Below are 12,673 nucleotides of genomic sequence, written 5' to 3' on the forward strand. Positions count from 1 at the left end.
TGATTGATTAATGATATTAAAGTTCTCCTCTTCGTTCTACTAATGTGGCTTTTATTTCTCTAGCTCTTTTTTCAGTAAGACTATATTTCCACATCACCCATACTGCTAATGCAGCGGTAACCGATGGGACTAATATGTCTGCGACCCTAAGTCCATTCATGGTTTCTAAAGATTGTTCGGTAACATTAGGATCAAATCCAACAATACTCAAAATAACCCCACCTAAAACTAGCGCAATAGACTGACCTATTTTCACCATCAACCAATAAATAGCTCCAAAGGTTCCCTCTTTACGAGGCATTCCATTTTCCAATTCATCTAAGTCACATACATCTGCAGTCATGGACATCATTAAGGTAAATAATCCTCCCATTCCGAAAGCAAATAATGGAATTGGCAAAAATATAAGCCATGGTACTTCGCTACCCGGATCTATACTAAACCAAGACATTCCTATTGTATCTAGTGTTGGGTTCAAAAATTCGAATATTGTACCTATTCCAGAATTTAATGATGTACCTAATCCCGTTTGATTAAATTGACTATTAAGTTCTTTATCAAAGCCCCACCATTTTAAAAGGTAGCCGACTATTGATAAAACAGTTGAAATTATAAAGGCTTTTTTCTTTCCCCACTTATTGGCCATTCTTGAAATAATGGGTATAACAATAAAAGCAGTAATCATGGCATTAATTGTATTAAACCATGCTGGCCAAGTACCAGCAAATTCATAACTACCGTTATACATATAAAATACAATAATGAAAACACCAAATGCAGCAACAAGTTGAAACCCATTAAAGACTAAGAACGTCGCACCACATAATTTCATGAAGGGTTTATTTTTAGAAACCTGAACAATTCCTGCAAATAAGTCCTTCATGTTAGCAGCGAGCGTTTTGAAATTAATCGATTTTCGATTTTCCATATGCGAGGAATCAATACCTTTACAAAACAATGCAGGCAAAATTCCGAAAACTATACACATTGCACCTACAATAAGTGCCATAGTACGTACTCCCTCTGTCTGTGTATTAAATGTATTTGTGTCTGGTATTATAACATATAACCACGGTACAATCATCCAGGCAATTTGCCCCATGGTATTAGAAAATGCCATTAAACGTGTTCTTTCGTTATAATCTGATGTCATTTCATAACCTAGCCCAACCAATGGAGTGGCAAACATGGTATTACCAATAAGGAATAGTAATTGAAGTACCATGACATGCCAAATAATATATGATTGAGAAGCATTATCATCAATTTGCCACATGAAAAAGAAAAGTATACCACTTATGATTGCACCAACAAAAATATAGGGTCTTCTGCGTCCCCATCTAGATGTAGTGTTGTCTGAAATAAAACCCATTATTGGGTCTGTTATCGAATCAAATATTCTTGGTAAACCACCCAAAAGCCCGGCCCATAAAGGATCTACCCCCCAAGCTGTTAATAAAAAGAATTGGATAAAAACCTGAAGCGTTCCAGGCAATATGTTTAATATAAAATGGCCAGCCCCAAAGGCGGATTTTTGTCCTACAGGGACCTTATCTTTTGCGGCAGTTTTAATATTTGACATAGTTTTAATTTTAGTTGGTAAGGACTATCGTTTGAATAGCCTGTGCATTAATAGAAATATCTTTTGATTTTTCACCTAGAAACAGTGAAAACTGTTTTGCTTCTTCTGTAGGATTAAATACTACTACAGCAATGGATCCATCTGGGTTTTTAGCAGCAGTAACCATAACTTTCTCATCTGAATTTTCTACATCAATCACTTTCGCTTCGGGGCGAATATATTTACTAAAATGAGCCATGGTATAATACAAAGGTGTAAAGTATACCTCATCATTATCTGGGTCCACAATCACTGGCGCTACGCACCAGTTTTTAAACCAGTTTGGGCCACCTTGTTTGTCCAGTACCATGTTCCAATCTACCCAACCATCTACCCAATTGTTCAAACAACCTATTATGTCCCTAGCATACCGATGTACAGGAGCATATTTAGGATGTAGATATTTTTCATCTTCAGCTGCCCAATCCCAGCCCCAGTCGGTTGCTTCTTTACTCCAATACCATTGATCATCTTGCCACTTAGGCACTTCAGAGTCTACGCAACCTTCAGTTTCAATTAATAATTTATTAGGTGCTTTGTTGTGTGCATATTGTAAGGCTTCGGGAAATATTTCATATGTACTTTCATACCAATGAATCGCAGTACCATCATAATATTTTGAAGAAGCTTCATCCTTGTACATCACATCTACCCATTCTTTTAAACCCGCTCTATTCTGGTCATAACCTAAGATGATTTTGTCTCCATAACCATCAGCTTCCAGCTTAGGGCCCAGGTGATGTTGCACAAAATCTGTCATTTCTTCTGGTGTAAAATGCATACTTTCCCAGTTATCACCATTGCCATGTGGTTCGTTTTCGACAGTAAACCCCCAAATATCGATTCCTTGTTCTTTGTAGGCGTCTAAATACTTAGAAAAGAACAACGCCCAGGTATCATAATATTCTGGCAATAGTTTTCCGCCAACCCAATTTTTGTTATCCTTCATCCAAGGTGGTGCCGTCCATGGGGATGCAAATATTTTAAAACCATCTTCTGAAGCTGCCATTGCTTCTTTAATCATTGGAATTAAATCGTCCATATCCTCTTTTACTGAAAAATCTTTGAGTTCTTTATCTTCACTAGGTGTATATGAATATTGACTTAGTGAGAAATCGCAAGAATTCATATGTGTCCTTGTCAATGAATAATTGGCACCCTCTTTTCCAAAATACCCTTTAATGATTTTATTGCGATTTTTGATGCTCAACTTATTCAATACGTATGCTGAAGATTCTGTAAATGCGCCTCCAAAACCTGTAATGGTTTGATAGGTTTTTTCAGGATTTAACCTTATACTAGCTTTGGTTTCTGAAATTGAAAACTCCGTTACTTTCGTCAACTTATTACCACTTGCAGAAGTTTCGTAAACGGCTACTTCAAGACTTTGTTCTTTGGCACATGCACTCATGGTTAAAACAACTACTAGTATTATGTAAATCTTTTTTCTCATCTTTTTAAAAGCCAACGGCTTTTACTTTTTTAAGAGCAGGTAACTCTACATCTTTCATCATCTCGTCTTTATCACCATTGTACGTTTTGGTAATTGGGACACCTCCTCTAGTTAATCCTTTAAACACACCTTTATCGACCATATCCCAAAGTGCATATTTTGCCTTACCATCAACAGTAATTAATCCAAAATGATTTTCTGAACCTTTAGTATTGTGGGCATCTTTCCATGGTTCATCGAAGGCTTCAAAATAAAAGCATGAAATACCCTCCTTATTGGTCCATTCTCTTATGTATTGGTAATACAATGCTTCTTTAAACTCATCTGTGGCTTTAGAACCATTTGGCCCATAGTGCCCATTAGAAACAGTAGCCCAGCCTGTCTCACCTATATGGATAGGCTTTTTAACATCTAAACTTTCAACATAACTTGAAACTGCTTTATATTGTTTTTGAGCAAATTTTAAGGCTCTTTGCATTGCCGCTTCGATTTTTTCTTCTGAAGAAAGATTTTCTTCATCATTATCTATTCCCCAAAACTCAGGGTTATAATGCGTATTATGGTATGGATAGGTATGCATAGACACATAATCCACGGCTTTGATAAGGTCTTCTAAATCTTTAACCTGATAACTTTCTTCGCCTCCTCCCCAAGATGCGAAGTCATCGGACGAAGTAATCCATAGATCTTTAGAGAGTTTACCTTCTTTCTTTAAGTTCTGTAAATAAGTAACCCATTTTAATATCACATTGGGCTGTACATAATAGCTGGTTGCCCATCTAATCATGGCTTCATTGCCTACAGCAATTACTTTTACAATATCTGGATATTGATTAGCCAATGCCACAGCTCTATTGATCTCACTCTCATTTTGTGCACTTTCTATAGTGTGTTCTGGTACTTCATCAGTCCAGGCGTTCTTGCAATCAATCCAAGCACCAAGCATTACATACATTTCGAAAGTTTCATCTTCTGTCTTTAACTGATGTATAGCTTTTAATACATTTGAAGCCTGAGCCAATTGAACATTATAGGTTCTTAGCACCTTAATATTCATGGCTTTAAGAATCTTCATATCTTCTTTTAACTGTGCAATAGTAGGTTGAAACTCTCTGGATGATTTACGATAACCTCCATAGGATATTGCTAAATAATTTGGGTTTCCTAAAATGTCTTTTGCGGTACTATTTTTTTGGGGGCGCATAGATTGTTTAGTTTTTTTTTCTTGATGGCAAGACAATATAAGTACTGCAAATAATAATGATAGTACTATGCTGCGTCTTAGTGTCATTTGTTTTTATTTTAAAATAGTTTTCTCAATATTTACTTTTATACTTTCTATTTCATCAGTTCTTTTAAATAGTTTCTGGCCAATAACAGTGTCTAATTTTAAACCTGAATGTGAAATTATCGAGCCATCGCTGTAGGTTATTTCCAGGCTATTTTCTCCGGATAAAGAATATACAATAGGTACTTGGCAATATGTAAAGGCCAATTCGTGTTTATATAATTGTAATTGTTTTTTATTTTGATTTACATCTACGTATTCAAACATTTTTGGATCTTTCAAAAACTCTCCTATTCTTAACAGAAATGGGTGAAATTGCAATTCTCCATTTTTAACTGTTACGCCTAATTCTCCTAAACGGCTTAGAATATCTTCTTTTACCTGTCCAGTCATTCCCGGTTGTTGCGCTCCTTTACCGGTTGGTGTATGTGAATATGGGTCTGTTGGAAAAGCTCCATACAATTCTGGAGATTTGTGAACCCCGATGCCTTCATTAATTTCGTAATAGTGTTCTAATAACCTTCCTACTACCTCATTTGATTCTTGATTATCTATAGCTTTTAAAGAACATTCTTGTACGGCTAGTAATAGTTTTGAAACCATATGCCAGTAAATAGAACCCAACCCTTCATAGCCATAAAATGTCCCGGAACGTCCTGTAAATGCTTTGTGATTAAATACTTTTTCGAAAGTCTCCAGTATTAGATCCCTATCTTTTTCAACTAAATTATTATATCCTTTAGACGAGAGATTTTCTAATTCTTGTTTTAGGCTCTCGGCATTATTAAAACTTCCATTAAAATGATAATTTCCATTTATGTCTTTTTCAATGATTTGTGTATTGTTATCTGCAAGTAATTGCGTTAATAATCTCGAATTTTCTACATACTCTTTAGGTATACTATTCTTTTCTTTAAATTTTGGTAATTCTTTATTTGGATATAGTAAGTAACTATATTGATCTGGCCTAAACAACGCGCTGTTCTTCATGGCATCTAAGAGACTTAAGCTTTCTTTTGATGATAAATACCCAGAACTTAATACTGCTACCTGACCTTCCAGCATTTCATCTAAATGTGTAATAGAGATTTCATTTTCATTATCTACTGTCATTAAATTATATGCATGGTACATATTGTCACTCCGTTTATTAGCTTTTATTGAATGATTTAAATATTTCAATGTCAAATCGATAAAAGCTTTTAGATCATTAAGTTTAAGTGTTTCTTTCTTACCTGAAAATGCATGGTCATAAACTTTAGTTCTATACGTACTACCAGCCATCCCTAAGCCATCAAGAATCTTCCTTCTTTCTTCATTTGTTATCCTGCCAGATAAAACTCCTTCATGGTTTTTAAGAGTGCTATTTACATTGTTATAAAACTCTATTAACTCTTTAGAAATCTCTATGTCTTTATCTGCCGTGTTTTCAAGAATGGATTTCAAGAACTTAAAGAAGCGTCTTAAGTAATACAGTGTAACCATTGAAACCCCATTACCCACCAAAGCATTATTGGCATCATTCCATTCTGGGCGTTGTGTATTTAACCAAATGCCAGCTTCAGGAATAAAATTAGATAACTTAGCTAAGGTCGTAGCTAATATCTTTTCAATGAAATTTATCTTGTGTATACTACGGTTTTTGTCTCTTAACAACACTCCATCGGCTCCAAATTCAGCACATTTTTCGCGTATCTTTTTATCAAGTTCGTAATCAAACTCTATCGTATCTTTTGGATTCTTTAAAAGGTCTTTATAAGGCTTAATTTTATAAGGTACATTAGCATAAACAAATATATCCTTAGTAAGGAAATGCTGTAATCTGTTAGAATAATGATCTTGGAAAAATTCTAAAAATTTTAATAAGTAAATAATTTGATGATCTCCCCAATAACCAATGTAAGACCAAGGATCGTGCTCCTCTATAACTTCCCAATCTATACCTCCTTTTGCAATTCTATAAGGATTATAACCATCAAAGGTAGTAGCGTTTAGAAATTTGTGGATCATACTTTCTACAAACTCTGGATAAGAATGCGCTAATGCTTCCCAATTCTGAAAAATATCTCTCCAGTTACCCTCGTAGTCTAAAATCTTAGATCCATCTATTTCATTCTGAGTATTTATTGAGAATTTATTCCATGGACGACTAGGGTCACCATGACGTCTACTAAATTTAAGCGGCATATACTCTAGAGCTAACCGTCTAAAATTTTTATCTCCATTTTGATGCGCTACTTCTCTAAGATCGAAAAGCGTAAAAGCATCTGGAAAACTCTCTAACAATACTTCATTCTTGCTATATACTTTTCTATTAGCTGATGCTAAGTAGTTCGTAAAATCCCATTTTTCTATTACGTAATTAGAATCAAAAATACCACCTCGCATGATATTAAACAAGGTGTTTGAATAGTGCCTGGCATTTCGTCTTTTATCCGCTGTTAACTGGAGCCCATCTGAAGCTGATACCAAATTGATCAAACGTTGCGTTCCTAGTTCTATGTCATCATTAACCTTCTGAATTAAATCGTTGTCGTTTTTAAGTATTTCTGAAACTTCTACTACTTGAGAAGGTCCTTGATTAACATTAGCAACCATCATCCAGCCTTTACGTTCCTCTGCTTGTAAAGTGATACTACTATGAACAAAATATGCACCTTTTTCTGCTTTTATATCATCTTCTTCCTCTATAACGTCTCCATTTCTATAGTTCTTCAATTGCAATGATGATAAGAGGTACTTTGGATTTTCTAGCCCCCTTGACCAAACTATATTTGCCTTTAAAGCTTCGCTTGGCTCTGCGCGGTCTACAATAATAGCACTAAGGGCATAAATACCCAGTCCGCTAGCGTGTACAAGCTCACTTCTTTTATAAGCATCTACCAGATTACTTCTAATCTCTTGAAGACCTGCTCCTACCCCATAAGGCATGATGTTTTGAATACCATCCAATATTTCAACATTTACAGATGTATCGGAGTTATTTATTAATGTACTTTTTCTAACAAAACCATATTCATTACTGGAATTCCACATATACGTATATGTCAAACTTAGATCATGATTAATTTCTTCAAATAAAATCTTATTGCCGTAAGCATTCTTATAAATATTTCTGGAATATTGATATGTTCCTGAATAGCGTTCTGAAAACGGCTCCCAAATGACTAGCTTTTCTTCTTTTTTTATTCTAAAAATGGATTTGCTACCTGTAATGTCGTACGATTCGGTAATCTTATCATCAGTATAATATGGGAAAATTGCATTGTTCGCATCTTTTCTGCCCGCAGATAATCCTCCATTACTGGATATGAACATCCAATGATTAGAATCGCTAACGATACTCATAAAAAAGGGTCGCATCATATCATTATTAGAAATCATATAAAAAATCTCATGATCAATAACGATGTACTTTAGTTTCACCTCTTTGTCTCTTATTCTTTCTTTCATTATAGCTAAATTATCCTCCATTTTTGAATGAAAATATTTAAAGGGATTTAAAAGGTCGAGTACACTACTTCTCGACCTTTGTTATTTCATGTTCAAAAGATTATTCAAAATTAATTTGATGTGATGTTGAAATCATCTAAATAAAAAGTAACATCTGCTGGTGTATTACCAGGATCAACATTACCTGGTTTAACCACTAACATGGTATATACAGACTCGTCTGATGCATTAGGAAATGCATTGACAGATAAGTCAAAGGACATTTCTACCCAATCGTTTGCTGTAGTAAGCGTCTGTGCATAGGGCGCAGGATTACCAATACTACCATCATTAGGAATAGCTACAATCTCTAAGCGCACCTCTTGGTTTGGTAATGTTGAATAAATCTTGAAGGTGAGGGTAGAGTTGTTTGTAAAACTTCCCGTATCGAAAATATTTTGAAAACCACCAAAACCATCAGCACCAGTAAGCTTTGTAAATTGATACACTTTATCAGATGTGTTAATTCCTGCTGAAAAAGGATTGTTAACAATTTGTCTCGATTGATTTGATCCAAAAGAAACATTAAATCCTTCGCAGTTCTCAAAATCAACTGGAAAAGATACTACATCCATAGTTGGCCCTCCTACACAACCACCACCAGATCCACCTGAGCCATACAATCTAAAGTCATCAATGTAATAGGTCTCTGTTGTGTTAGTATTCAACTCAAAGAACAATATGATCTTATCATATTTTCCGCTTTCACCACTTGCGAAGTCAAAAGTCAATTCTTCCCAACCACTTGCTATGCTAGTAACAGCTGCTACTTCTACATTAATCAAATCGTTAGTCTTATCTTCCAGTTTAACTAAAACATTAGTACCTGCATTAGGTGACCATACTTTTAATTTGAACCCTGCATTAGTATTAAAATCAAATTTTGCATCAAAATCAATCTGATTATTCGCAAATAGTGCAGCTCCGGATCTATCAATTTGACCTACTTTACAAGATGTATTAACATCATTATCAAAATCGGGATTATCAACCCAGGATAAGCCTGCATCAAATGAAGCTATACTTGCCGTGGGATCTGTCTGGAACGTTAAATTAAAGTTAGATGCATCTAATGATTGATTAGTTTCTGGAACACAAGGATCTGGTACCATTACAGAAACCTGCTCAATATCATCTACATAAAAAGTACCAGCAGCAGTACCTGGTCCATCAACAAAAATAACCATAGCATTATATGAGCCCGAGGAGTTAAGTGTGAACATTAATTCTTCCCAGCCAGAACCTCCATGATTTTGTACATTTTCAACAGGTGCTTCTGTACCATCTTCAAATTTTAATAAAATGGGTAGTGCCTGATCTGAGTATAACTTCATTCTAACCCCCTTATCCATTGAAAAATCAATTGGAGTATCCAGGTTAAAAAAGGCATTTTCGAAATTAGCTCCTACATTTGTGATTTGACCAACCATAGTTGGTTCATTATTGATACCCGATAATTCTGGATTATCTACAACAGTAAATGATACATTACCAACAATCTTAGTGGCATAATCAATGCCATTGCAGTCAAAATCTATTGGAGTTTCCAATAGTGTATCCGTACAAGGAATATCTGCAGAATTAATCTGAGAAATATCGTCTATATAAAATGTACCCGCAGTCGTACCCGGCCCATCAACAAACATTGTAAATCTTGAAAATGCATCTGAAGAATCAAATGTAAAGTAAATTTCCTCCCAACCTGTTCCACCATGACTTGCGGTTGTCTCTATAAACGTAGTTCCTTCTTCAAGTTTCAATAGTACATCAACTGGAGTATCTGACCAAAAAATAACTTTTATAGATTTTTGTTCAGATAAATTTAATGGCTCACCTAAATTAAAGACAATACCTTCAAATGCTATTCCACTATTAGTAATAGCACCAACATTAGATGTATTTAAATTTGCTCCTGATAGATCAGGGTTTTCTACAACTTGAAAAGATGTTCCTCCAAAAACCTCAGCTTGATAGTTAACATTGTCTGCATCAAAATTGATGGGAAGTGTTACGGGCACCGGAATGTTTATAAATATTTCATCTTGAAAAGTACCTTCTGCACCCGCTACATTTTTCGCAGTTAATATCACTGTATAACTACCTGTTGTATATGTCTTAATTGGATTAATTTCTGTAGAAGTTGTACCGTCTCCAAAATCCCAGGTATAACTATCTGCATTTTCTGAAAGATTTATAAAAGATACTATCCCCGTATCTTCATTTATGGTTTGAGCAAAACTTGCAATAACCTGTGGTAAGTTGGCATCATCATCATCTTCGCAACCAAAAAAGGCAACAGCTATAAATAGAAGCCAGATTACATTTGTTTTTTTGATTAATTGTTTCATGAGTTATCTTATTGTTTTAGAGGTTACCCGGAACTCGCCAAATAGTCATTTCGATATAAATCAAAATTCTTGCAATGACGCGTTTCATAATTTCTTAATTAAATTAATTTGGTTGTGTAATTTCATATACCCGAACATAGTCTACTATCATAGTCTGGGGAAAAACCGTTTCTTCATTTGGCGATCCTGGTAAGTTGCCTCCAACGGCCAGGTTTAAAATGATATAGAATGGCCTATCATTGAATACCCATTCACCCTCTCCATCAGTTTCTTCATTCACATCTTCGGGAGTGATCTGGTAATACAATACGTCATCTATGTAGTAGTTGATATAGTTTGGCCCCCATTCTACACCATATATATGAAACCCTGTATCCACCCTATCATTTTCTAAGGTATATTTCTTTGATATGGATTCTCCACCGGAGTACCCGGGTCCATGGACCGTACCAAATATTTCTGTAGGTGCATCACCTACGTTCTCCATAATATCTATCTCGCCTATCTGCGGCCAAATGCTGCCGTCACTATCATCACCTAACAACCAAAAAGCCGGCCACATTCCTTGGCCAAAGGGTAATCGTATACGTGCTTCAAAACGGCCGTAACGTTGTTGAATTTTTCCTTTGGTTTGTAATCTTGCAGAGGTGTATTGTGCTCCATTAAAATCCTCCTTTTGGGCAGTGATTAGTAAAAATCCATTCTCTACAGTCACATTTTCGGTTCGATCTGTATAGAATTGTAGCTCATTATTTCCCCATCCGGGAATACCTTGTTCTGAGCCATCGCCGATGTCAAAATTCCAAAAAGAGGTATTAATTTGGCCATCAACATCAAAATTATCTTCTGCCACCAGATTATTAAAGGTAGCCACCGTCTGCGTATCATCTGTCCCACAACCCATCAAGAAAAGGCACGGTATAAAAAGAATTCTGATTATGTTATTTATATTCTTATTCATTTTTTGATTTTTTTATTCTCTATAGAAATAGATGTTATCTAAAATAAAGTTAGGACCACCAGTTAGAATGATACCCCCCAGATTATTCTTTTGATTTGCGATATCCCCTGCGAGTGGAATTTCAAAAGATGTCCATTGACCAGGTGTCAAACCAGTTAAATCGAATCTAAAATCTTTATCATCTCCAATTGGAAAACCAGTATTTGGATCTGTCTCAATTTCTTGGTTGGCTCCAGCATCTCTAATCTGTAGACCTATATCACCACTGCTGTCCTGAATATACACATCTACGTGTAAAAAAGTTAAAGTTGATGCGTCTACTGTATTATCAAATAATATCCCCGTAAAGTTGTTATTGGTATAAGATAAAAAGAAGTCATCTCCATTAAGTAATAAAGCTAAATCGGTTGTAGAACCACCAAATTCGGGTGTAAAATTACTTGCTGTTTCTATATCGTAAACATCACTAAATATTGATTTTACGTTTTCTGGCGGTAATGTTGGTTCTGGTGCAGATTCTAGTCCAGCAGAGGCAGTTATTTCTAAAGAACCTTGAGCAGCAACCCCGTCTAATTGCGCCGTTATAGTTGCTATACCCAAACCAACAATTTCAATTAATCCCAATTCATTAACAAATGCCACATCAGTATTCGAGGATGAAAAATCAAAATAACTTGGTGCAGCGGCAACGGTAATATCTTCGCCGGTTGGCCCATTAAATGTAGCGTCTAAATCAAAAATCGGTACAGTTGAACCAACAAAAGTTTGAAGCATTAAATCTTGGCCCGAAAATATAGCTGGTCGCAACTGGGCTACTGTTCCTAAGTTCTCAAATTTTAATTCATCTAGCCAAAAAGTATAGCCAATCTCATTTCCGTTAGGCACTGCATCGATGATGTCAAAGCCTCCTGCAGAAAAGACAAACATTCCTTTTTCCTGAATTAGTTTTGAAGGATCAGGAATTGGCACAATGTATTTTCGCCAATCTGTAGATAACTGAATGTTTTGTCGTTCAACTGCGAATTTATTGTCTTCAAAATCAGTCCCAAAACCTACAAGGCCGATAGTTGCAGTAATAGAGCCCTTGGCCCAAAAGGATAAGGCAGTATACCCCGTTAGATCCCTTCCTTCTCCTCTGTCCAGAAATATACCCCCAACAAAATTTCCGTTTGGGTCGTCTGGAGCTGGGACATCAATTCTTATAGAAGAGTTTCCTTCAAAGGCTACGTCATCGTCAGTACCAAATGCTTCTGTGTTGGCCCCCAGCGCAGGGTCAAATGATTTAAAAAATTCGTCCGTAAGACCCACTGGGCTATCTGTGTAAATGTCGGCAGTATTTGGAAAGGTCGCAAAAACTGCTTCGTCTGAAAGACCTCTCTCACAGCTAGATAGTAGTACTAAAACCAATGTTAGAGAGCATATTGTTTTTAGGTCTATATGTTTTCTATTCTTCATTTTCATCTGTTCTTTTTTATTGTTTTTTAGTTGTCAGATGGAATTCGCCATTGAA

At 35.7% G+C, this 12,673-nt stretch carries 7 protein-coding genes; all 7 read right to left on the reverse strand.

The features are described 5' to 3' along the window. Positions 1 to 16 precede the first annotated feature (16 nt). Positions 17 to 1,582: an MFS transporter gene (locus ACFSJT_RS02300; protein WP_378318583.1), complete on the reverse strand. Its 1,566-nt coding sequence runs from the start codon at positions 1,580 to 1,582 to the stop codon at positions 17 to 19. 10 nt (positions 1,583 to 1,592) lie between these two features. Then, positions 1,593 to 3,032: a glycoside hydrolase family 30 protein gene (locus ACFSJT_RS02305; RefSeq protein WP_378318892.1), complete on the reverse strand. Its 1,440-nt coding sequence runs from the start codon at positions 3,030 to 3,032 to the stop codon at positions 1,593 to 1,595. A 46-nt stretch (positions 3,033 to 3,078) separates the two neighbouring features. After that, on the reverse strand, positions 3,079 to 4,365 hold the full coding sequence (locus ACFSJT_RS02310; RefSeq protein WP_378318584.1) for a glycoside hydrolase family 17 protein: 1,287 nt from the start codon (positions 4,363 to 4,365) through the stop codon (positions 3,079 to 3,081). 6 nt (positions 4,366 to 4,371) lie between these two features. After that, positions 4,372 to 7,836 carry a hypothetical protein gene (locus ACFSJT_RS02315; RefSeq protein ID WP_378318585.1) on the reverse strand — a complete coding sequence of 1,155 codons (3,465 nt, stop codon included), beginning with the start codon at positions 7,834 to 7,836 and terminating at the stop codon, positions 4,372 to 4,374. A gap of 89 nt (positions 7,837 to 7,925) precedes the next feature. Further along, positions 7,926 to 10,202, reverse strand: coding sequence for a PKD domain-containing protein (locus ACFSJT_RS02320; RefSeq protein WP_378318586.1), 2,277 nt, complete (start codon positions 10,200 to 10,202; stop codon positions 7,926 to 7,928). Between the two features lie 103 nt (positions 10,203 to 10,305). Further along, positions 10,306 to 11,163 (reverse strand): glycoside hydrolase family 16 protein, encoded by an 858-nt coding sequence (locus ACFSJT_RS02325; RefSeq protein ID WP_378318587.1) that lies wholly within the window; start codon positions 11,161 to 11,163, stop codon positions 10,306 to 10,308. A 12-nt stretch (positions 11,164 to 11,175) separates the two neighbouring features. Continuing rightward, positions 11,176 to 12,618 (reverse strand): glycosyl hydrolase family 16, encoded by a 1,443-nt coding sequence (locus ACFSJT_RS02330; protein ID WP_378318588.1) that lies wholly within the window; start codon positions 12,616 to 12,618, stop codon positions 11,176 to 11,178. Positions 12,619 to 12,673: the final 55 nt, after the last annotated feature.

The organism is Aquimarina celericrescens, from assembly GCF_042682765.1.
In the GTDB taxonomy this organism is placed as follows: Bacteria; Bacteroidota; Bacteroidia; order Flavobacteriales; family Flavobacteriaceae; genus Aquimarina; species Aquimarina celericrescens.